At 73.7% G+C, this 21,301-nt stretch carries 20 protein-coding genes and 1 pseudogene; 9 read left to right on the top strand and 12 right to left on the bottom strand.

Features of this window, described 5'->3' with window-relative positions; translation table 11 throughout:
* Positions 1-266: 266 nt before the first annotated feature.
* From ACFVYA_RS21500 to ACFVYA_RS21485, 4 genes are read right to left on the bottom strand one after another with little or no spacing between them, the layout of a single operon-like run.
* The gene (locus tag ACFVYA_RS21500) at positions 267-1,355 is read right to left on the bottom strand and encodes an SWIM zinc finger family protein (RefSeq protein ID WP_387047318.1); all 1,089 of its coding nucleotides are present in this window, start codon (positions 1,353-1,355) and stop codon (positions 267-269) included.
* On the bottom strand, positions 1,352-3,910 hold the full coding sequence (locus tag ACFVYA_RS21495) for a DEAD/DEAH box helicase (RefSeq protein ID WP_387047374.1): 2,559 nt from the start codon (positions 3,908-3,910) through the stop codon (positions 1,352-1,354). Before ACFVYA_RS21495 ends, ACFVYA_RS21500 begins: the two co-directional genes overlap by 4 nt.
* Positions 3,907-4,689 carry an ABC transporter permease gene (locus ACFVYA_RS21490; protein WP_387047316.1) on the bottom strand — a complete coding sequence of 261 codons (783 nt, stop codon included), beginning with the start codon at positions 4,687-4,689 and terminating at the stop codon, positions 3,907-3,909. Before ACFVYA_RS21490 ends, ACFVYA_RS21495 begins: the two co-directional genes overlap by 4 nt.
* Positions 4,686-5,612 carry an ATP-binding cassette domain-containing protein gene (locus ACFVYA_RS21485; RefSeq protein ID WP_387047314.1) on the bottom strand — a complete coding sequence of 309 codons (927 nt, stop codon included), beginning with the start codon at positions 5,610-5,612 and terminating at the stop codon, positions 4,686-4,688. The genes ACFVYA_RS21490 and ACFVYA_RS21485 overlap by 4 nt, the downstream gene beginning before the upstream one ends.
* 79 nt (positions 5,613-5,691) lie before the next feature.
* Between ACFVYA_RS21485 and ACFVYA_RS21480 the strand changes: the two genes are divergently transcribed.
* On the top strand, positions 5,692-6,468 hold the full coding sequence (locus ACFVYA_RS21480; RefSeq protein ID WP_387047311.1) for a TetR/AcrR family transcriptional regulator: 777 nt from the start codon (positions 5,692-5,694) through the stop codon (positions 6,466-6,468).
* A 3-nt stretch (positions 6,469-6,471) separates the two neighbouring features.
* Here the strand turns inward: ACFVYA_RS21480 and ACFVYA_RS21475 are convergent, their stop codons facing one another.
* Positions 6,472-7,647 (bottom strand): cytochrome P450, encoded by a 1,176-nt coding sequence (locus tag ACFVYA_RS21475; protein WP_387047309.1) that lies wholly within the window; start codon positions 7,645-7,647, stop codon positions 6,472-6,474.
* Between the two features lie 86 nt (positions 7,648-7,733).
* Here ACFVYA_RS21475 and ACFVYA_RS21470 point away from each other — a divergent pair, with 86 nt between their 5' ends.
* Genes ACFVYA_RS21470 through ACFVYA_RS21455 form a run of 4 tightly spaced genes read left to right on the top strand, consistent with a single transcriptional unit; the run spans position 7,734 to position 11,197 of the window.
* Positions 7,734-8,804: a TetR/AcrR family transcriptional regulator gene (locus ACFVYA_RS21470; protein WP_387047307.1), complete on the top strand. Its 1,071-nt coding sequence runs from the start codon at positions 7,734-7,736 to the stop codon at positions 8,802-8,804.
* A gap of 20 nt (positions 8,805-8,824) precedes the next feature.
* Positions 8,825-10,099: an RNA polymerase sigma factor gene (locus tag ACFVYA_RS21465; protein WP_387047304.1), complete on the top strand. Its 1,275-nt coding sequence runs from the start codon at positions 8,825-8,827 to the stop codon at positions 10,097-10,099.
* Positions 10,096-10,860, top strand: coding sequence for an alpha/beta fold hydrolase (locus tag ACFVYA_RS21460; protein WP_387047302.1), 765 nt, complete (start codon positions 10,096-10,098; stop codon positions 10,858-10,860). Before ACFVYA_RS21465 ends, ACFVYA_RS21460 begins: the two co-directional genes overlap by 4 nt.
* A 1-nt stretch (position 10,861) precedes the next feature.
* Positions 10,862-11,197, top strand: coding sequence for a YciI family protein (locus ACFVYA_RS21455; protein ID WP_285991760.1), 336 nt, complete (start codon positions 10,862-10,864; stop codon positions 11,195-11,197).
* A gap of 154 nt (positions 11,198-11,351) precedes the next feature.
* Here ACFVYA_RS21455 and ACFVYA_RS21450 read toward each other — a convergent pair whose 3' ends face one another.
* Positions 11,352-11,804, bottom strand: a complete 453-nt coding sequence (locus ACFVYA_RS21450; protein ID WP_387047299.1) for a DUF1772 domain-containing protein — start codon at positions 11,802-11,804, stop codon at positions 11,352-11,354.
* A gap of 102 nt (positions 11,805-11,906) precedes the next feature.
* Here ACFVYA_RS21450 and ACFVYA_RS21445 point away from each other — a divergent pair, with 102 nt between their 5' ends.
* Positions 11,907-12,845 (top strand): AraC family transcriptional regulator, encoded by a 939-nt coding sequence (locus ACFVYA_RS21445; protein ID WP_387047297.1) that lies wholly within the window; start codon positions 11,907-11,909, stop codon positions 12,843-12,845.
* A gap of 27 nt (positions 12,846-12,872) precedes the next feature.
* Here the strand turns inward: ACFVYA_RS21445 and ACFVYA_RS21440 are convergent, their stop codons facing one another.
* Genes ACFVYA_RS21440 through ACFVYA_RS21430 form a run of 3 tightly spaced genes read right to left on the bottom strand, consistent with a single transcriptional unit; the run spans position 12,873 to position 14,746 of the window.
* Positions 12,873-13,310 carry an SRPBCC family protein gene (locus tag ACFVYA_RS21440; RefSeq protein WP_387047295.1) on the bottom strand — a complete coding sequence of 146 codons (438 nt, stop codon included), beginning with the start codon at positions 13,308-13,310 and terminating at the stop codon, positions 12,873-12,875.
* Positions 13,307-13,654 (bottom strand): ArsR/SmtB family transcription factor, encoded by a 348-nt coding sequence (locus ACFVYA_RS21435; RefSeq protein ID WP_387047294.1) that lies wholly within the window; start codon positions 13,652-13,654, stop codon positions 13,307-13,309. The genes ACFVYA_RS21440 and ACFVYA_RS21435 overlap by 4 nt, the downstream gene beginning before the upstream one ends.
* A gap of 9 nt (positions 13,655-13,663) precedes the next feature.
* Entirely contained in the window at positions 13,664-14,746 is a 1,083-nt protein-coding gene (locus tag ACFVYA_RS21430; RefSeq protein WP_387047292.1) for a hypothetical protein, read from the bottom strand.
* A 146-nt stretch (positions 14,747-14,892) separates the two neighbouring features.
* Between ACFVYA_RS21430 and ACFVYA_RS21425 the strand changes: the two genes are divergently transcribed.
* Positions 14,893-17,631, top strand: a complete 2,739-nt coding sequence (locus ACFVYA_RS21425) for a P-loop NTPase fold protein (protein ID WP_387047290.1) — start codon at positions 14,893-14,895, stop codon at positions 17,629-17,631.
* Here the strand turns inward: ACFVYA_RS21425 and ACFVYA_RS21420 are convergent.
* Together ACFVYA_RS21420 and ACFVYA_RS21415 are read right to left on the bottom strand one after the other, a co-directional pair.
* Positions 17,614-18,848 (bottom strand): annotated as a pseudogene (locus ACFVYA_RS21420) (RNA polymerase sigma factor). The gene ACFVYA_RS21425 and the pseudogene ACFVYA_RS21420 overlap by 18 nt on opposite strands.
* Positions 18,845-19,189, bottom strand: coding sequence for a YciI family protein (locus ACFVYA_RS21415; protein ID WP_387047289.1), 345 nt, complete (start codon positions 19,187-19,189; stop codon positions 18,845-18,847). Before ACFVYA_RS21415 ends, ACFVYA_RS21420 begins: the two are co-directional and overlap by 4 nt.
* Positions 19,190-19,296: 107 nt before the next feature.
* Between ACFVYA_RS21415 and ACFVYA_RS21410 the strand changes: the two genes are divergently transcribed.
* Both ACFVYA_RS21410 and ACFVYA_RS21405 read left to right on the top strand, forming a co-directional pair.
* On the top strand, positions 19,297-20,121 hold the full coding sequence (locus ACFVYA_RS21410; RefSeq protein ID WP_387047286.1) for an alpha/beta fold hydrolase: 825 nt from the start codon (positions 19,297-19,299) through the stop codon (positions 20,119-20,121).
* A complete protein-coding gene (locus tag ACFVYA_RS21405; RefSeq protein ID WP_387047284.1) occupies positions 20,100-21,134 on the top strand; it encodes a site-specific integrase in 1,035 nt (344 codons plus the stop codon). Before ACFVYA_RS21410 ends, ACFVYA_RS21405 begins: the two co-directional genes overlap by 22 nt.
* A 1-nt stretch (position 21,135) precedes the next feature.
* Here the strand turns inward: ACFVYA_RS21405 and ACFVYA_RS21400 are convergent, their stop codons facing one another.
* The gene (locus tag ACFVYA_RS21400; RefSeq protein ID WP_285991750.1) at positions 21,136-21,300 is read right to left on the bottom strand and encodes a hypothetical protein; all 165 of its coding nucleotides are present in this window, start codon (positions 21,298-21,300) and stop codon (positions 21,136-21,138) included.
* Position 21,301 lies beyond the last annotated feature (1 nt).

The raw sequence follows: 21,301 nt of genomic DNA, 5'->3' as shown, positions 1-21,301 counted from the left end.
GGGCGGCCCGGGGTGGTGGCCCCCCCCCCCTGTTTACTGCGGGTGCTTTACGGGCCCGGCGGCCACGGGGGGGGGGGGCGCGGTCCACCCCCCCCCCCCCCCACCCCCAGTGGCCCGGCGGAACCCGCCGTCAGGGGACAGGAGACAACGAGTCCCGCGCTGGATACCGGGAAAGTTGGCGGATTTCCGCCCCGCAGCGCGGCAAACCGGGGCACGCCGAGCCGGGTCGGCACGCGCGGGTGCCCGGATGCCGGAACCGCCGCGATTCAGCCCACCAGCAGCCCCGGATCGCTCTCCGGCGCCCCCGCGGGCCACCACGTCTGTCCTTCGAGCCGGTACGGGTGCCACCGGCCCCGGCGATCCAGCCTCAGCTGCACCTCCCCGACCGTGCAGTGGTTGCGCTCGAACACCGGCTCCCCCGCCACGTCCGCGAGCGCCGCCCGCGCGGCCGCCAAGGCCGCTTTCGGCGGGGTCCACGGCGTTTCCAGCACCTCCAGCCCGTCCTGGCCGCCGTACCGCCACGCCGCGACCGCCCGCGCGAAACCCGCTCCCTGACCCAGCCGCCCGGCCGCCGAAGGGAACTCCGCGGCCAGGCGGACCGCGTCCTGCCGCCGCCCCGGCCACGGCCGCCCCTCCGACACCGCCCGCGCCCGCCCGGCCGCGTTGGCCACCAGCAGCGCGAACGCCTCGGCCGGCACCCCCGGCGCCGCCGGGATCGACGGGGCGCCCGAGGGCCGGAACCCCGCCAGGTCGGGCAGCTCCCCCGGGACCCGGTCCGCCGCCGGCTCGGCCACCGCCACCGGCGCCGTGCGGCTCTCCAGCTCCTCGCGGATCTCCCGCTCGCCCTTGCCCCGCATCAGCAACAACAGGAACGGGTCCGCGTCGAGCAGCCACGACGCCTGGAACGACAACGCCGCCGCGTGCCGGCACGGCAGCTCCCAGCCCGGGCAGTCGCACTCCGGATCGAGGTCGCCGATCCCCGGCAGCAGGTCGACACCGGCCGCCTCGACCAGGTCGGGTGGCATGTCGCGGTCCAGCAGGGCCGCCAGGTGCCCCGCGCGGGAGGCGACCCGGTCGAGGAACCGCGTCCAGTCCGGTTCGGACAGTTCCGCCAGCCGCAGCTGCGTGCGGTACGGGCCGCCGTCGGCGTCGTCGACCACCGCCGCGATGCGGCCCGGGCTGACCGTGATCGGGCCGACCAGGCCGGCCGCGGCGTACTTGCGGCCCTTCTTCAGCTGACGCAGGTCCAGCGCGGTGTCCTCCATCGCGCGCACCCACGCCCGGCCCCACCACGAGCGGGCGAGGTGCCCGGCCGCCCCGAACGCGGGAAACCCGCGCACCCGGTCGTCGGTCATCCGCGGCTCCTCAGCTCGACGAGCTCGGCCAGCTCGGCGTCCGACAGTTCCGTCAACGCGGCCTCTCCGCCGGCCAGCACCGCCTCGGCCAGCGCCCGCTTCTCCCGCAGCATCGCGGCGATCCGGTCCTCGACCGTGCCTTCGGCGACCAGCCGATGCACCTGCACCGGCCGGGTCTGCCCGATCCGGTACGCCCGGTCGGTCGCCTGGTCCTCCACCGCCGGGTTCCACCAGCGGTCGAAGTGCACGACGTGGTCGGCGCGCGTGAGGTTCAACCCCGTCCCGGCGGCTTTCAACGACAGCAGGAACACCGGCACCGCACCGGCCTGGAACCGCTCGACGAGCTCTTCGCGGCGCGCGACCGGGGTGCCGCCGTGCAACAGTTGCGTCGCGATCCCGCGGTCGGCCAGGTGCTTCTCCAGCAGCCGCGCCATGGCGACGTACTGGGTGAACACCAGCACCGCGCCGCCCTCGGCGAGGATCGTGTCCAGCAGTTCGTCGAGCAGCTCCAGCTTCCCGGAGCGGCCACCGGGCTCTTTGAGGTACTGCGCCGGGTGGTTGCAGATCTGCTTGAGCGCGGTCAGCAGCTTGACGATCCGGCCACGCCGGGCCATCCCGTCGCTCGCGGCGATGTCGGCCATCATTTCCCGCACGACCGCCTCGTACAGCGCCACCTGATCCGCGCTGAGCGCCACCGGCCGATCGGTATCGGTCTTCGCCGGCAGCTCGGGCGCGATCCCCGGATCGGCTTTGCGGCGCCGCAACAGGAACGGCCGCAGCAACCGCGACAGCCGTTCGGCCGCCGCGGGGTCCCCGGCTTCGATCGGCTTCGCCCAGCGCATCCGGAACTCGCTCAGCGACCCCAGCAGGCCCGGCGCGGTCCAGTCGAGGATCGCCCACAGCTCCGAGAGGGTGTTCTCCACCGGCGTGCCGGTCAGCGCCACCCGCGCCGCCGCCGGCACCAGCCGCAGCGCCTTCGCCGTGCCGGAGCGGTGGTTCTTGACGTGCTGGGCCTCGTCGGCCACCAGCAGCCCCCACCGCACCCCGGCCGGCGGCGCGGGATCGGTGCGCAGCGTGCCGTAAGTGGTCAGGACGAACCCGGCGGCGTCCTCGACGTCCTCGAGCGAACGGGCGCTGCCGTGGAAGCGCCGCACCGGCACACCGGGGGCGAACCGGCGGATCTCGCGTTCCCAGTTGCCCAGCAGCGAAGCCGGGCACACCACCAAGGTCGGCCCCGAGGCCCGGTGCAGGTGCAGCGCGATCAGCGTGACCGTCTTGCCGAGGCCCATGTCGTCGGCGAGGCACCCGCCGAGACCGAGCCCGGTGACGGTGGCCAGCCACTGCAGCCCCCGCAGCTGGTAGTCCCGCAGCGTCGCGGCCAGCCCGGCCGGCGGGGCCTGCGGTTGCGGCGGCTCGGCCAGCCGTTCCCGCAGCCGCGCCAGCCAGCCGTCGGTGACGACCTCGACCACCTCGCCGTCGACCTCTGTGGTCCCCGACAGCACCGCCCCCAGCGCGTCGACCGGGGTCAGCGGCTTGAGCGCCCGGTCCCGCGCCTTCGCCGCCAGCGCCGGATCGACCAGCACCCAGCGGTCGCGCAGCCGCACCACCGGGCGGCGCGCCTCGGCGAGCGCGTCCAGTTCCGCCTCGGTCAGCACCTCACCACCGAGCGCGAGCTGCCAGTCGAACGCCAGCGCGCGGCCGCCGCCGAAGAACGACGGCAGGTCACCGGGGGTGTCCCCGGAGCGGACGACGGCCCGCGCGGTCAGCGACCCCGCCAGCTCGGCCGGCCAGTGCACGTCGATCCCGGCCGCCGCCAGCCGCGGCGCCGCGGCCGCGACCAGCTCGGTCACGTCGTCCTCGCCCAGCGCCACCTCGGCCGGCACCGCCGAGGTCAGCAGCGGGCTCAGCGCCGGCCACACCTGCGCTCCCCGCCGCAGCGCCAGCAGGACGTCGATGCGTGCCCGCGGCCCGAACCGCCCGGTCTCCCACAGCTGCGCCGCGTCGGCGACCTGCCCGGGATCGGCCAGGCTGTGCACCTGGACCACGGCGTGGAAACGCCCGCTGTCGAACCCGCCGGGTGCCGTCACCCGCAGCGACACCCGGATCCCCGAATCCAGGCCCGCGGCCAGCTCGCCCGCCCAGTCGCGCAGGGACTCCGCGCGCTGCGGTGCGACGGCGGCGAACAACCGCGTCCCGGCGGCTTTGGCCGCGGCGGGCGTGCGGGGCAGCGTGTCGGCGACGGCGTCGAGGAAGGCCCGCAGCAGCGGCCCCGGCGCACGTTCGTCCGGGGGCATCGCGGCCGCGAGATCCCCCAGCCACGCGGCTTCCGCCGGTTCCAGCGGCCCGACACGCCAGGCGTCCTGCCCGGATGCGGTGACGCCGGGCAGCAGCCGTCCCGCGGCCACCAGCCGCAGCGCCGCCCTCGCCGCGGTCGCCCAGAAGCCGTCGGCGCCGGACAGCAGCTCCGGCAGGCCGTCCGCAATGGACAACTCGCGGCCGTCGACGACGAGCCGTCCCGTCCGCGGTGGTTCGCCCGGTTCGAAGTGGACGTTCAGTTCCCCAGCCTCCTGTACCTGCGCGCCGACAACGGCACGAACACCGCCAGCAGCACCAGCGGCCACACCACGGCCATCGGCACCGCGTGCGCACTCACCCAGGACGTCCCCGCCACGCCCGGGTTGCCGAACAGCACCCGCGCCGCGGTCACCGTCGAGGACAACGGGTTCCACTCCGCCACGGTTCCCAGCCACGCCGGCATCGTCGAGGTCGCCACGAAGGCGCCGGAGAGGAACCCGAACGGGAATTCCAGCGTCTGCGCCAGCGACACCATCGACGGATCCGACGTCAGCAGGCCCAGGTAGATCCCGGCCCACACCAGCGCCGTCCGCAGCAGGAGCAGCAGGCCCAGCGCCGCCAGAGTCTCGCCCAGGCTGCCGTGCGGGCGCCAGCCGACGGCGAGCCCGCAGCCGGCCAGCACGGCCAGCGCGAGGACGGCGTTCACCAGATCCGCCGCCACCCGCCCGGTGAACACCGCCGACGGCGCCATCGGCAGCGACCGGAACCGGTCGGTGACGCCCTTGCCGGTGTCGTCCAGCACCGCGATCATCGTCCCCGACAGCCCGAAGGCCATGGTCATCGCGAACATCCCCGGCATCAGGAACTCGCGGTAGGAGCCCCCGCCGGGCACGCTCATCCCGCCGCCGAGCAGGTAGGCGAAGATCAGCACCATCAGGATCGGGAACGCCACCACCCCGGCGAGGCGGGCGGGGCGCCGCGCCAGCTGCGCGAGGTAACGCTGGGTCAACGTCCAGCCGTCTTCGATCGCCCACCTCATCGCGTCACCCCCGTCAGCTCCAGGAACACTTCGTCCAGCGTCGGCTGCCGCAGCGCCACGTCGGCGAACGACAGCTCGGTCGCCGCCAGCTCACGCACGACGTCGGTCAGCATCGACGGCTCGGCCGCCGCGCTCACCCGCAGCTCCTCGGTCACCGGCTCGGCCCCGGTGACCCGGGCGAGCAGCCCCGCCGCCGCGCCGAGCGCGTCCGGGTCGGTGAGCACGAGCTCGATCCGGGTCGCCCCGAGCGAGCCCTTCAGCTCGGCCGGGGACCCTTCGGCGATCACCCGGCCGTGCTCGACGAGGGAAATCCGGTCGGCCAGCCGATCGGCCTCCTCCAGGTACTGCGTGGTGAGCAGCACCGTCGTCCCGTCCGCGACCAGCGACCGCACCGCCCGCCAGACCTCGGCGCGGCTGCGCGGGTCCAGCCCGGTCGTCGGCTCGTCGAGGAACAGCACCCGCGGGGCCGCCAGCAGCGACGCGGCCAGGTCGAGCCGCCGCCGCATCCCGCCCGAGTAGGCCGACACCGGCTTCGGCCCGGTGTCGGCGAGGCCGAACCGCTCGAGCAGGTCGTCGGCGCGGCGGCTGGCCTCCCGGCGGCCCAGGTGGTGCAGCCGGCCGAAGAGGATCAGGTTCTGCCGCCCGGACAGGATTTCGTCGATGGCGGCCTGCTGGCCGACCAGCCCGATCGACGCGCGCACTTTCGCCGGTTCGGTGGCGACGTCGAATCCGGCCACCCGGGCGACGCCGCCGTCGTGGCGCAGCAGCGTCGACAGCACGCGGACCGCGGTGGTCTTGCCCGCGCCGTTGGGTCCCAGCAGGCCGCACAGGGTGCCGGCCGGGACGGAGAGATCGAACCCGTCGAGGGCGTACGCGTCGCCGTAGCGCTTGCGAAGTCCCTCGGCGTGAATGTGCGGAGTCATCCTGCCCCTTAACTCTGTACAGTGTACGAAGAAGAGGTTAGCACAACTCTGTACGTCGTACGGGAATCAGGTGGGCAGAATGGCCGGCGTGCGCACGCAGGAGAACGGTGACGGCGACCCGCGACGGGCGATCGAGCTGCTCTGGGGCGTCTCGGGACCCCCGCGCCGCGGCCCGAAACCCAAACTGGCCACGGCCGACGTCGTCCGCGCCGCGATCGCGCTCGCCGACGCCGACGGCATCGAAGCCGTCACCATCCGCCGGGTCGCCGAGCAGCTCGGCGTCTCCCCCATGTCGCTCTACACCTACGTGCCGGGCCGGGCCGAGCTGCTGGACCTGATGATCGACCACGCCAACGGCGAACTGGCCGCCCCGGAGGAAGGTCTCGGCTGGCGAGCGGCCCTGACCGCGATCGCCGAAGAGCAGTGGACACTGTTCCACCGCCACCCCTGGCTGCTGCAGGTGACCACCAGCCGCTCGGCGCTGGGCCCGCACAGCTTCGCCAAGTACGAGCGCGAGCTGCGCGCGATCGAGGGCATCGGCCTCGGCGACGTCGAGATGGACGCCGTGGTCGGCCTCGTCACCGGCCTGGTCCGGAGCACCGCGCGCAGCTCGCTCGACAACGCCCGCCTCGTCCGCGCCACCGGCATGACCGACGCCCAGTGGTGGGAGCGCGCCTGGCCGGTATTGGCCGGCATCCCGGCCGCCGACGCGGCGCGCTACCCGATCTCCTCCCGCGTCGGCCAGGCCGCCGGCGAGGCCCACAACGCCGCCGAGAACCCGGCCTACACCTTCCGCTTCGGCCTCGCCCGGGTCCTCGACGGCGTCGAAGCGCTCGTGTCACAGCGCCAGCAGTAGGTGTTACAGCGCCAGCAGTAGCCGCGCCGGGCGCCAGGTGCCGCCGTCGGGAGCGCGCGGGACGTCCTCGGTGAGCGCCAGGCCGGGGAAGCGCGCGAACAGCCCCGACAACGCCACCTCGGTCTGCACCCGCGAAATCGAGGCACCCAGGCAGAAGTGCGGGCCGTGCGAGAAGCCCAGCTGCGCCGGCCCCGAGCGGGTGATGTCGAAGCGGTCCGGCTCGGCGAACGCGCGCGGGTCGCGGTCGGCGGCCACCACGGCCGCCGTCACCCGCTCGCCCTTGCGGATCAGCTTGCCGTCGATCTCGACGTCCTCGCGCGCGAACCGCGGCGTGGTCAGCAGCTGCGGGCTGCACCAGCGCATCAGCTCCTCCACCGCCCCCGGCCACAACCCGGCGTCCGCGCGCAGGAGGGCCAGCTGGTCCGGGTGCCGCAGCAGTGCTTCGACGGCGTTGGCGATGAGGTTCACCGGCGTCTGCCCACCCAGGACCAGGTGCCAGACCAGGGTGACCAGCTCGGTGTCGGTGAGCCGGTCACCGTCCTCGGCCTGGGCCCGCACCAGGTCGCCGATGAGGTCGTCGCCCGGCTCGGCCCGGCTGCGCGCCACCGCTTCCCGGGCGCCTTCGATGATCGCCGGGATCGCCGCGGCGAAGTCCGGCCCCATCCCGCTCGCGACCGCGGCCCCGTATTCGCGCCAGCGCGGCCGGTCGGCTTCGGGAATGCCGACCAGCTCGCAGATGACGTCGATCGGTAGCGGCCGGGCGAAGTGCGGCACCAGATCGACGACGCCGTTTTCGGCGCGGCCGGGCAGCTCGTCGAGCAGCCGCTCGGTGATCGCCGCCAGCCGGGGCCGCAGTTGCGCGGCCCGCTTCGGGGTGAAGGCCGGCGCCACCAGCCGCCGCAGCCGCAGGTGCTCCGGCCCGTCCTTCTCGGCCATCGTCTCCATGTAGGCCAGGCAGTGCTCGGGGATGCCCGGCGGGCGCAGGAAGCTGCCGGAGTTCACCTCGAACCGGGAGTCGGCCAGCATCGCCCGCGCTTCGGCGTAGCGGGTCAGGGCCCAGAACGGGCCGAAACCGGGGATGACCAGCTTGGCCACCGCGCTCACTTCCCGCGCGTGGTCGTAGGCGGCGAAGGGGTCGGTCAGCACCTTCGGGTCGGTCAGGTCGATCTCGGGGGTCATCCACCACTCCAGATGTTCAAATCAGATGTTCTTATCATCTCAGTGGTCACGGTATCTTGACTGGCGATCCCACGGCAAGGAGGACGATGGTCAGGCTCAGCAGGGCGGAGACCCAGGAGCGCAACCGCGCCAAGGTGCTCACCGCCGCCCGCGACGAATTCGCCCGCCGCGGCTTCCGCGAGGCGAAGATCGACGTCATCGCCGAACGGGCCGAACTCACCCGCGGCGCGGTCTACTCCAACTTCCCCGGCAAACGCGCCCTGTACTTCGCGGTGCTGGCCGACCTCGCCGAACGCGCCCCCCGCCCCGCCACCCCGCCGCCGGACCCCGCCGCGGCCGACGTCCTGGCCGCGTTCGCCCGCGCCTGGATCGCCCGGCTCCCGCTGGCCACCGACACCGACAGCGAAGACGCCCGCCTCGCCCGCGACCTGCTGCCCGAAGTCCTCGCCGACGAGCACACCCGACGGCCCTTCGCGCAGCTCATGCGCGTCGACGCGATCCTGCTCGGGCTCGCCCTCGAACGCGCCCGGCCGGGACGCCGTCTCGTGCGGGTCGCCGAAGCCGCGCTCACCACGCTGCACGGCGCGAGCCAGCTCGCCGCCGCCGCGCCCGGCTTCGGCGAGCCGTTCCACCTGGTCACCGCCTGCGCGGCCCTGCTCGACCTGGGCTTGAGCGACGACTGGCCGGCCGAGCCAGCGATCACCACCCAGGCCCGGCCCGACGGGCAGCCGTGGGACCCGCCGGCGGCGACCGACCTGCTGACCGGCGAACCGTTCCGGCCCGGCGACGGCGTCGTGACCGTCCTCGGCCTGCACCGCGCCGCCGCCTTCGAAGAAGCCGTCCGCGCCGGGGCCGACGTCACCGCCGTGCTCGTCACCAGCGACCCCGGCGAACTCGCCCCACTGGCCCGGCTGGCCGTCGCCGACCTGCGCGGCTGCCTCGACCAGGCGATCGCGCCCCCGGCCCGGCCCCGGCTGCGGCTCGTCTGCGACGCCGGCGGCGAACTCGCGGCCGCCGCCGGCGTCACCGCCGTCAGCGACGCCACCGAGACGGCCGTCCGCGTGGAAGACGGCCGGATCGTCGTGCGCGCCGAAGGGTTCGGCGCTTGTCACGCCGCGGCTGTCGGTCCCGGGCCGTCCCGTTCGTCGGGAAGCTGACCGGCACGAAAGGAGCGGTGGTGGACGTCGAGACCGCGCTCGCCGAGGCGTTCCGCGAGGAGTGGGGCCAAGTCGTGGCCACGCTCATCCGGATCACCGGCGACTGGGACCTCGCCGAAGAGTGCGCCCAGGAAGCCTTCGCCCTCGCCTTGCGCACCTGGCCCCGCGACGGCGTCCCCGACCGGCCCGGCGCCTGGCTCACCACCGCCGCCCGCCACCGCGCCACCGACCGGCTCCGCCGCGACGCCCTCGGCGCCGCCAAGCTCCGGGAGGCCGCCCTCGTGGATCTCCACGACGAACCCGAACCCGACGACAGCGGCGTCACCGACGACCGGCTGCGGCTCATCTTCACCTGCTGCCACCCCGCACTGGCCACCGAAGCCCAGGTGGCGCTCGCCCTGCGCACCCTCGCCGGGCTGTCCACCGCCGAGATCGCCCGCGCCTTCCTCGTCCCGGAAGCCACCATGTCCCAGCGGCTCGTGCGGGTGAAGCGCAAGATCCGCCACGCCCGCATCCCCTACCGCGTCCCGCCCGCGCACCTGCTGCCCGAACGCACCAACGCCGTGCTCGGCGTGCTGTACCTGACGTTCAACGAGGGCTACTCCGCCAGCGCCGGCCCCGACCTGCTCCGCCCGGACCTCGCCGCCGAAGCGCTCCGGCTCGCCCGCGTCCTCGCGCGGCTGATGCCCGACGAACCCGAAGCTCTCGGCCTGCTCGCCCTGATGCTGCTCCAGCACGCCCGCCGCGCCACCCGCGTCGACGCCGACGGTGTCCTCGTCCCGCTCGAAGAGCAGGACCGCACCCGCTGGGACGCCGCCGCGATCACCGAAGGCACCGCCGTCCTGGAGACCGCGCTGCGCCGCCGTCGTCCCGGGCCGTACCAGATCCAGGCCGCCATCGCCGCCTGCCACGCGATCGCCGCCCGGGCCGCCGACACCGACTGGCCCCAGATCGCCGGCCTCTACGACCAGCTGCGCAAGCACGTCCCCAGCGCCGTCGTCGAACTCAACCGCGCCATCGCGGTCGGCATGGCCGACGGCCCGGCGGCCGGACTGGCCCTCCTTGACGCCCTGCCGCTGCCGGGCTACCACCTGCTGGCCGCCACCCGCGCCGACTTCCTCCGCCGCCTCGGACGCCACGCCGAAGCCCGGCACTGGTACGAGCAAGCCCGCGACCTCGCCGGCACCGACGCCGAACGCAGCTATCTCACGCGACGAATCTCCGAGACGGTGTCGGTCCCGGACGACGCCGTTCGTCGGGCTGGTGAAGCCCGACCACCGGAGGAACACCCATGAGCACCCTCGCCGTCCCCGGCGCCACCCTCACCTACGACGTCCACGGCCGCGGGCCGGTGCTGCTGCTGGTCCCCGGCGGGCCCGCCGACGCCGCGGTGTTCACCCACATCCGGCCGCTGCTGGCCGAAGACCACACCGTCGTCACCTACGACCCGCGCGGCCTGTCCCGCAGCCCCCTCGACGGCGCGCCGGGCCCGCACACCCTCCGCGACCACGCCGAAGACGTGCACCGCCTGCTCGCCGAAGTGGGCCCCGCCGACGTCCTGGCCAGCAGCGGCGGCGCGATCACCCTCCTCGAACTCCTGCGCCACCACCCCGCCGACGTCCGCACGGCCGTGCTGCACGAACCGCCGGTCACCCGTTACCTGCCCGCCGGCGCGCTCGACGGCCCCGACATCCCCGCCCTGTTCCGCGACCACGGCCTCGCGGCCGCCTTCGCCGCGTTCATGAAAGTCGTGGGCGTCGACCCCGCACCGCCGCTCGACCCGCGCGCGGAAGGCAACTTCGCCTACTTCTTCGGCCACCTCATGCCCGCGACCGGCGCCTACGAGCCCGACCTCGACGCGCTGCGGGCGACACCGGCGCGGCTGGTGGTCGCCGTCGGCGAGCAGTCCGCCGAACTGCCGGTCCACCAGGCCGCTCTCGGGCTCGCCGCGGCGCTCGGCGCCGCCACCGAGGTGTTCCCCGGCGGCCACGGCGGGTTCGACACCGACGCGGAAGCCTTCGCCGCGCGCCTGCGCGAAGTCCTGAAAGGATGCTGACATGCAGTACCTGCTGATGATCTGCGGCGACGAAACCGCCGAAGAACACGCGAACGACGGCTGCGGCGGCTGGAGCGAAGACATGGAACGCCGCGGCAAGGTCCGCGGCGGTGGCGGCCTGCGCCCACCATCGGAAGCCACCACGATCCGCGTCCGCGACGGCGAAGTGCTGCTCACCGACGGGCCGTTCACCGAAGCCAAGGAACAGATCGGCGGCTTCGTCATCCTCGACTGCGCCGACCTCGACGAAGCCCTCGAACTGGCGGCCAAGCACCCCGCCGCGACCTACGGCAGCATCGAGGTCCGCCCCATGCTCGGCCCGGAGGACTTCGCCTGACGCGGCCGGAGATCACCGGTCGATGCCGGCCGTGTTCGCCTCGTCGTGGCGCGCGCCCGGGGCCTGCACTTCGTCGACGATGCGCGGGTTGGTCTTGCGCCAGTCGTCGTCGGCGAAGTCCTCGACCTGCTGGCCGGCTCTTCCGCCTCGACGGCTAACCGCGCCGGGTGAGCACGGCCGCGACCAGGCAGCCGAAGCCCGCCGTGCTCACCAGGGCCCGCACGACGTTCCAGCGGACCCACGTCGTCTCGAACGCCGCCCGCGCCGCCGCGTAGTCGTCGCCGCCGCTGTCCAGCGCGTTGTTCAGCGGGACGTTGACCAGCCCGGTGATCACCACCATCGCCACCAGCAGCGCGAACCCCGCGATCACCCACGGCCGCGGCCCCGGGTTCAGGAACACCGCCACCCCCGCCAGCAGCGGCGCGCCCAGGAACGTCAGCAGGAACACCGGGTTCACGATCGCGACGTTGATCCCGCGCATGCCCTCCACGAACGTCTTGTCGTCCCCGCGGGCCAGGCCCGGCAGTACCGAACAGGCGTAGGCGTAGAACAACCCGGCGATCAACCCCGCCGCGACCAGCGCGGCCACCAGCACCACCGTCGACATCGGTTTCCCCTTCTCCGTCATAGGGCTCAGTCAAGCGGCCGCCGAGGAGACTCTCCATAGTTGAAAGCCGCAATCACATGTTCCAGCGTCTACAGTCGGGGCATGGACCCGCTCGCCGCGCTGCTGGACGGCCCCCGCGCCCACGGCGCGTTCCTGCTGCGTTCGGTGCTGACCCCGCCGTGGTCACTGCGCATCGAAGACCGAGCGCCCCTGACCGTGGTGTCGGTGGTGCGCGGCGAAGCGTGGATCGTGCCCGACACCGGCGACCGCGTCCTCCTGGGCGAAGGTGACGTCGCGATCGTGCGCGGCCCGGATCCGTACCTGGTCGCCGACGACCCGTCGACGCCGCCGCAGGCGCTCATCCTGCCCGGCCAGGAGTGCCGCGCCGCCGACGGCGGTCACCTGAGCGAACTCGCCGACCTCGGCGTGCGCACCTGGGGCCACGGCACCGACGGCCCGGTCGTGCTGCTCACCGGCACCTACGGCATGGAAGGCGAACTGAGCGACCGGCTGCTGGCCGCGCTGCCGACGGTGCTCCTCCTGCGCGCTGCCGACTGGCCGAACCCGGTCGCCGGGCTGCTCGCCGCCGAGATCGGCCGGGACGTGCCCGGCCAGGAAGCCGTCCTCGACCGATTGCTCGACCTGCTGCTCATCGCCGCGCTGCGAGCCTGGTTCGACCGGCCCGACACCAGCGCACCGGCCTGGTACCGGGCCCACGACGACCCGGTCGTCGGCCAGGCGCTGCGGCTGCTGCAGCACCAGCCGGCCGAGCCGTGGACGGTCGCCAAGCTCGCCGCCGACGTCGGTGTCTCCCGTGCCGCCCTGGCCCGGCGGTTCGCCGCCACGGTCGGCGAGACACCGATGGCGTACCTCACCGGCTGGCGGCTCGCCCTGGCCGCCGACCTGCTGCGCCAGCACCCGGAAACGACGATCGCGGCGATCGCCCGCCAGGTCGGCTACGGCAGCGCCTTCGCCCTCAGCGCGGCCTTCAAACGCGAATTCGGCCTCAGTCCCCGGAACTACCGGTCCCGAACGCCATAGCCGTGGTGCCGGCCCGGCGGCCACCGATCACTCCGACTGCAGTTCCTTGCCCAGCTTCGCCAGCCAGTCACTCGTGCCCTGCTCCCGCCACTCCGGCTTCTCGGCGCCGTCGAGGAACGTGTCCTGCTCGGTGAGCACCAGCCGCGTACCGTCGCCTTCGGCGAACAGCTCCACGGTCGTGGTCGAGACGGTCGCGAGCGCGCCGTCGCCGGTGAGCGTGCCGGAGAAGACGATCCGCTGCTCGGGCACGATGTCGTGGTAGGTGGCGACGAAGTTCAGCACGCCCCCGGCGGGGGTGCGGCCTTCGATGGATTCCCGCCCACCGGCGCGGAAGTCCAGCTCGTGCGAGCCCGCCGAAACGAACCAGCGCTTCTTCGCCGCGGGGTCGGCCCAGGCAGCGAAGACCCGCTCCGGCGGCACCGGGTAGGTGCGTTCGAGGCTGAACGTGCTGTGCAAGACGGTCATGACGTGCTCCCTTCCGCGGTCTCCGGGCCGGCGAGGAAGTCGCCGAGCCGGTCGAGCTTGCTCTCCCACGTGGTGCGCTGACGCCCCAGCCAGTGCTCGGCGACGCGCAGCATCTCCGGTTCGATCCGGCAGGTGCGGACGCGGCCGACCTTCTCCGATCGCACGATTCCGGCGGTTTCCAGGACCTGCAGGTGCTGGACGACGGCGGCGAGCGACATGGTCAGCGGCTCGGCCAGCTCACTGACCGACGCCGGGCCACGCACGAGCCGCTCCACCAGCGCCCGCCGCGTCCGGTCACCCAGAGCGCGGAAGACCAGGTCGAGCGTCTCCTCATGGTTAAGCATGTACTTAAGTTAACCCAGCCGCGCCAGTCGGTCAAGTAACTGCTTAAGTATCACGGGTGGCTCGGGAACTTCGCGCAGGGTGGTGAGCACGCCGGCCAGTTCCCGCTCGGCGGCGTCCGCCCGGGCCAGCACGGCACGCAGTTCGGCGCCGAGGTTCGTCGTGGTTTCGTGCATCGACCGGATCGTCTGCTCGTGCGCCGCCTGCACTTCGGCCAGCCGCTGGTCGAAGCCGGCCCGCAGGCGCTCGGCCTCGGCACGGGCCTGGTCGAGTGCCGCAACCGCCTTGTCGCGCGCGGCTTCCTGGGCCGCGACGGCCCGGGTGTGTTCTTCGCGGGCGGCGTCGAACCGTTCCTGGACGGCATCGGCGCGGGTTTCGGCCGCCTCCGCCCGCGCCGCGGCGACCTGACCGCGGCCACGCTCCTCCTCCAGCGCGGTCCGGGCGGCGGCCAGTTCGGCCGTCAGCGTCGCCATCACCGCGGCACGTTCGCCGGCGAGGGCCGCGGAGACATCGGCTCGATCGGCGACGCGGGCGAGCTCGTCCCGCACCGCGGCCAGCTGCCCTTCGGCCCGCTGCTGCTCCTGGACCGCGGCACGGCGGGCGGCAAGCTCCTCGTTCCGCTCCCGCAGCGCGGCCGCCTTGTCCTTCTCCGCCGAGGCCGCCGCGGCGACGGCCGTCTCAGCCGTTTCCCGGGCCTGGGCGGCTTCGGCGTCCGCGCGGCCACGGTGCAGGCGGTGTTCGTCGGCCTCGGCCAAGGCTGCGTCCCGTTCGGCCAGCGCGACCGCGGTCGTCGCCTCGAGCTGGTGGCGCAGCGTCGTGAGGGTCTCGACGAGCCCGCGGGCCGGTGCGAGCACCCGGTCGACCTGGCCGGCCAGCGCCGTGACAGCCGTGTCGTCCAGCTCGGTGTCGCTCTCCCGCAGCGATTCGGCGTCCGACAGCACGGCCTCGGCGTCGCGGCAGCTGAGGTTGCGCCGCCCCCAGGTCTTGCCGTCCTGGCAGAACCGGGCCCGGCTGCCGCGCCCCACGGCGGGTGGCAGGGCGGCCCCGCACCTCCGGTACTCGCACACGCGCACCTGACCTGCGTCTTCCGTCATGATCGGCACCCTATCAAAGCTTCTGATCAAAACTGGAAGTAACTGTTCAAAATCAGAAGATTAGCGAGACAGGCTGTAAGTTGGGATAAGGTCACATATCCGAACTCAGATTCAGCTGAGAGCCCCGGAGTAACGACGGAGGGCGGATGGGCGAGTCTGAAACTGTGCACCCCTCCCCGCCGCCCGTGGTGACCCCGCTCCGGACCGCCGACGGCGTCTCCTACACCGTCGCGCTGACCAACCGCCCCTGGGAACTGCCAGTCGATGCACTGGCGGTCTCCGTCGGCGCCGGGTTCGGCCAGCTCGCCGCGGCCGTACAGGAGGTGTATCCCGACGCGGACTGGGCCTCGATCGACCTCGGCCGGGTCACGCCGGACGTACCGGCGCTGCTGGAGTTGAGCGGGCCGGGCCGGGGAGCTCAGCTGCGCTGGGCCGTGCTGGCGACGCCGCACGCCCCCGACCAGCGCAATTCGGCGACCGCGGAGGCGGTCGCCACCGCCGCGAAGGCCGCGATCCTCGCCGCCGCCGAGGCTGGGGCCAGGTCCATCGCCCTGCCCCTGTTCGCCACCGGGCAGCTGGGGATGGCGGCGCCGATGGCGGCCGAGGCCTTGATCGAGGGGGCGCTCGCCGCCCACACCGCCGTATCGCAGGTGATCTTCTTCTCCCTTCGCGAGGACCAGGTCACCACCATCGCCCAGCAGTGGGAGACCGCCCGCATCCCCCGGCGCGCCACTGTCGCCGGGTTCTCCCCCGACCAGCTCGCCGGTGGGCTGGCCAAGGACCTCGTCGACCCCAACGAATGCATCCCGCTGACGCGCGACCACCTCGGCGTCAAGCCCTACGTCTCCATGCTGGCCACGGTGATCGCCGCGAAGGACACGCCGTTGCCGCTGTCGATCGGCGTGTTCGGCGAGTGGGGCGCCGGGAAGAGCTTCTTCATGGGCATGCTGCGCGGCCAGGTCAAGGAATTGGAGGGCGCTCCCGGCCAGTGCCGGAAGATCGCGCAGGTCGGGTTCAACGCCTGGCACTACGCGGACGCCAACCTCTGGGCCAGCCTCGGCGACGAGATCTTCCGCCAGCTCGCCGAACCCGTCCGGCAGCCGGGCGAGCCGGACGCCGAGCACCAGGCGCGGCTGCGCGAAGGCGCCCGGCTGCGCGACCGGCTCGCCGGCGAACTCGAGCAGCGCAAACAGCTGACCGCGGTGACCGAACGGGCCCAGGCCGAGGCCGCCGCGCTCAAGCGCAAGATCGGCGAAGCGCGCACCAGCCGCCGGACGCGAGCCCTCGACCTGGTCCGGGCGCTGGGGAAGTCACCGGCGTTCCGCGAGCAGTGCGCCGAGGTGTGGCGCAAGCTCGGCGTCGGCGACGTCACCGAGCAAGGCAGGCTGCTGGCCGGCGAACTGCGGGAAACCCGGGAGGAAGCCGGAGAGCTGAACCGGATCTCCCGCTACCGCCAGGGCCGGACCGCGCTGGTCGTCGCGGGGATCGTGCTGCTGGCCGGGGCGTGTCTCACGGCGTTCGTCCCGGACATCCGCAGCTGGCTGATCGGCGTCGGCGCCGTGGCCGGCGCCCTCACGACCGCCGGGCTCACGCTCGTGCGGGCCGCCCGCGGCGGACTGCGCCGGCTGCGGATCCTCGCGGAAGACCTGCAGAACGGTCTCGACGACGGCGCGCGCCGGGAGGTCGCCGCCCTGCGGCAGGCCGACGCCGAGCAGCAGATCGCCGAACGGCAGCTGGAAGAGGTCGTCGCCCGGATCGGCGAGCTGGGCCGGCAGCTCACCGAGCTGACGCCGGGACGGCGGCTCTACGCCTTCCTCGCCGAGCGCTCCCGCACCGACGACTACCAGGGCAACCTGGGTCTCATCTCCACCATCCGCAAGGATTTCGAGAAGCTCGTCGCCCTGATGACCACCGGCGACGACGACGGGACCCGGCCACTGGACCGGATCGTGCTCTACATCGACGACCTCGACCGCTGCAGCCCCCGCCAGGTCGTCGACGTGCTGCAGGCGGTGCACCTGCTGCTGGCGTTCGACCTGTTCGTGGTGGTCGTCGGCGTGGACCCGCGCTGGCTGCTGCGGTCGCTGAGCTCGCACTACGACCGGCTGATCGAAGCGGACCCCGTCGTGCGGGCCGACGGGTGGCACGTGACACCCGAGGACTACCTGGAGAAGATCCTCAACATCCCGCTGGTCCTGCCCCGGATGCCCCAGGGCAGCCTCCGGCGGCTACTGGACGGGATGGCCGAACCCCCGGCCGCCACACCGGCCACGCCCGCCGAAGACGTTCGAGAGCCGGAACCGGCACCGCCGTCGACGGCCACGTGGGACCGCCCGGCCACGGACCTGCCGGTGGAGCCCGGCTCGCAGGTGGCCGCGCAGCTGGACCCGGCCGAGCCGCCGGCGAAACCGCGTCCCCTGACCGAACCGGAGATCGCCCTGCTCGCCCGCCTGGACCGGCTGGTCGACACGCCCCGGGACGCGAAACGCCTGATCAACCTCTACCGGATGCTGCGGGCGACCAGGGACCTTTCGGAGGCCTCCGCCTTCCTCGACGGCGAATTCGAGGCCGTGGTCGTGCTGCTCGGGACGTGCACCGCGCACGGGCGCCTGCTCGGCCGGTTCGCCGACGCGCTGCTCCGCCGGGCGCCGCAGACCCCGTGGACCGACTTCGTGGCGGACCTGCAACCGGAGGAGAGCGGCGATCGGTGGCGCAGCCAGGCCATCGGCCCGATCCCCGCCGGCGAGGTCGCGCACTGGGCGCACCTGCACCGCAGCCTGACCGAACTCGCGCCGTCGATCACGCTGCCCGACGTCAGCGTCTTCCAGACCTGGGTGCCGCGCGTCCGCCGGTTTTCCTACGTCCTCTCACCCGGCGCGCTCTGACCGCACGCGGGCCAGCTTGCTCCGCAGCAGATCACGCTCCGCGCCGTTGCCGGTCAGCTCGATCGCCGTCGTGTACGCCTCGGCCGCGTCCCCGCGCCGGCCCAAGCGGGCCAGCAGATCGGCGCGGATCGCGTGGAACAGCGGGAACCGGTCGAGACCGAGGTCCTCGACGAGGGCCAGCGCCACGGCCGGGCCGTCGACCTCGGCCACGGCGACCGCCCGGTTCAGCGCCACCACCGGCGTCGGCGTCACCGCCAGCAGCTGGTCGTAGAGCGCCTTGACCTGCGACCAGTCGGTGGGCGCGGCACTGTGGACGGCCTGGATCGCCGCCTGGATCTGGTACGGGCCCGGCTGGTTGCGGCGCAGGCAGCGGCGGACGATGTCCTGGCCTTCGGTGATCAGGTCCGCGTCCCACCGGGCCCGGTCCTGATCGGCCAGCAGCACCAGCGCGCCGTCGGCGGTGGTGCGCGCGGCGCGTCGCGAGTGGACGAGCAGCAGCAACGCCAGCAGCCCCTGCACCTCGGGTTCGTCGGGCATCAGCCCGGCCAGGACGTGGGTGAGCCGGATCGCTTCGCGGCACAGGTCGTCGCGGACCAGGTCCTCTCCCGTGCTGGCCGTGTACCCCTCGTTGAAGATCAGGTACAGCACGCCGAGCACCGCGGCCAGCCGTGCGGGCAGGTCGGCGTCGTGGGGGACGCGGTACGGGATGCCGGCGTCGCGGATCTTGTTCTTCGCGCGGACGATCCGCTGGGCCATGGCCGGTTCGGCGACGAGGAAGGCGGCCGCGATCTCCGCGGTGGTCAGGCCGCCGAGCAGCCGCAGCGTGAGCGCTACCTGCGCCGGCCGGGCCAGCGCCGGGTGGCAGCAGGTGAAGATCAGCCGGAGCCGTTCGTCGGGCACGGCGCCCTCCTCCACGGGCTCGGCTTCGGTACGGGCTCGGCTTCGGTATCGAGCACGGTCGCATGCAGCAACGCCGCCTGGGCGTGCTTGTCCGCCCGGGCGGCCTCACGACGCAGGCGGTCGATGGCCCGGTTGCGGGCGGTGGTGATGATCCAGCCCGCCGGGCTGGGCGGGAGTCCCGCTGATGGCCACCGCCGGACCGCCTCGGTGAAGGCGTCCTGCACGGCCTCTTCGGCGACGTCGATGTCGCCGAAGACCCGCACGAGAACCGACACGGCCCGGCCGTACTCGGCGGCGAAGACCTCCTCGACGCTCATTCGCGGAACGGCCGCACCTCGACCGGCAGCGGGGCGACGGCGTCGGCGAGCCGGCTACCCCAGGCCAGGGCGGCGTCGAGGTCGGGCGCGGTGATGATCGTGAACCCGCCGAGGTGTTCCTTGCCCTCGGCGTAGGGGCCGTCGGTGACGAGGGTGCCGCCGTCGGCGGCCCGCAGCACGGTCGCGGTCGAGGGCGGGTGCAGCCCGCCGGCGAACACCCAGGCGCCGGCGGCCTTGAGGTCGGCGTTGAGCGTGTCGAGCTTCTCGGCGATGCCGTCGAGCACCTCCGGCGGCGGGGCCGGGCCGTCGGGCTGGTAAATGCTGAGCAGGTACTGCTTCACGTCGTCCTCCTCGGGGTCGTGCCGTCACCGCTCAAACGAACGCGCCGGGGGCGGATCGACAGTGTTCCGGCGGCATTTTTCCTGGACGCCGCTGAGAAGATCAAGACATGAAGATCACCGCTTCCGACCACGAGACGGCGGTGACCGCCCGCGGCACCCGCGGACCCGCCGTGGTGCTCGTCCACTCCCTCGGTCTGGACCACCGGATGTGGGACCCGGTGCTCGACCGCCTCGCCGAAGGCCGCCGGGTGTTCGCCTACGACGTCCGGGGGCACGGGTCCGCCGCCGGTGCCCCGCTGCCGTTCACGATGGCGGCCACCGCCGCCGATCTGCTGGCCGTGCTGGACGCGCTCGAGGTGGACACCGCCCACGTCGCCGGGTTGTCCCTGGGCGGGGCGATCGCGCAGACCGCCGCCGTTGCCGCGCCCGGCCGCTTCGCGTCCCTGGCCGTGCTGGCCGCGCCCGACCGGCCGGCACCCGAAGCCTTCGAGGAGCGCGCGCGGCTCGCCGAGACCGCCGGGATGACCCCGCTGATCGAGCCGACGCTGGAACGCTGGTTCACCCCGGCGCCCTGGCCGCCGACACCGGCGGCGTGCGGTACGCCCGTGCGTGCCTGGCGTCGTTCGATCCGCCGACGTGGGCGTCGATCTGGCGCGGGTACGGCGGTTTGGATGTCTACGGACGGCTTCGCGGCTTCCCCGCACCGGCGCTGGCGCTCGCCGGCGAGGCGGACGCGTCGATCCCGGTCGACGGAATGGCCGCCATCGCCGGCCGGATCGGCGGCGGGGGCGCGGAATTCGAGGTCGTCGCCGATGCTCCGCACATCCAGACGCTGGAACGTCCCGACGCGGTGGCCGACGCCCTGGCCCGGTTCCTGCCCGCGGAGATCGACATCCCGTAACCTCGGCGCGTGCCCGACCTGGAACCGGTGATCGACGCCGCGCTCAGCCCACAGGACCGGCTGGCGCTGCTGGACGCCGCGGCCGCCCGGCACGTCGACGAGCAGCGGCCGCCGAACACGCTCAAGGCCTACGCCCAGGACTGGCAGGTGTGGCAGGACTACACCGCCGAAGCCGGGATCCCGCCGCTGTCGGCGTCGATCGGGGCGTTGACCGGGTTCGTCGTGTGGCTGGAACGGGGACGCACGCTGCGGCCCGGCGAACGGGCCGTGCCCGAGGTGCCCGAACGGGCCGCCCCGGCGGCGCCGTCGACGATCGAACGGCGGCTCACCGGGGCGCTGGCCGGGCTGCGGCACCACAAGGTCGTCGTCGATCCGGAAGCGAGCCGCGCGGCGTGGCGGGCGTTGAAGGGGTACCGGCAGCGCCTCGCGCGGGAAGGCGTCCAGCGCGGGCGTGGCAAGGCCACCATGGTCACCCTCGCCGACCTGCGGGCGATGTCGCGGGCGTGCCCGGACACCTTGGCCGGCGCCCGCGACCGGGCTATGCTGCTGATCGGTTTCCCGATCGCCGCCCGTTGCTCCGACCTGGCGAACCTGCTGGTCACCGACGTGCAGCCGGTCGACGACCGGGGCTTGGCGGTGACGGTCCGGCACGGAAAGAGCACCGGCGACATGGTCGTCCCGCGGCGCGAGAGCCCGGACACCGACCCGGTGCGGGCGTGGCACGCGTGGCGGTCGGGCGCGGGGATCACCGAAGGTCCGGCGTTCCGCCGCGTCGACCGGCACGGCAACGTCGGCGAGCCCGCGTTGAGCACGACCGGCGTCAACCAGATCCTCACCCGGGCCGGCGTCCGCGCGGGCCTGCCGTACCCGGTGACCGGGCACTCCTTGCGGTCCGGGTTCGCCACCGAGGCGCGCCGCGCCGGCGCCGACGATCTCGCGATCGCCGATCAGGGCCGTTGGGTGCGCGGCAGCCGGGCGCTGTACGAGTACATCCGCCGCGTCGACCAGTGGAACGACAACGCGGCGGGCGCGCTCGACCTCTGAGTCACGGCGCCGAGCGGGTGGCGCCGACGACTTCGCCGTCCCAGCGGGCGAGCCAGCTGCCGCAGACGCAGCGCACGTAGTCGAGGCGATGGGTGACGGGCTGGGACGCGGCCGCCGGGAGTTCGGCGAGCGGCCAGCCGCAGCGAGGGCAACGGTTCCGGTCCATG

Source organism: Amycolatopsis sp. NPDC058278 (genome assembly GCF_042881395.1).
In the GTDB taxonomy this organism is placed as follows: domain Bacteria; phylum Actinomycetota; class Actinomycetes; order Mycobacteriales; family Pseudonocardiaceae; genus Amycolatopsis.
Note: the sequence above shows the minus strand (reverse complement) of the source record. Positions and strands in the feature narration are given on the sequence as shown.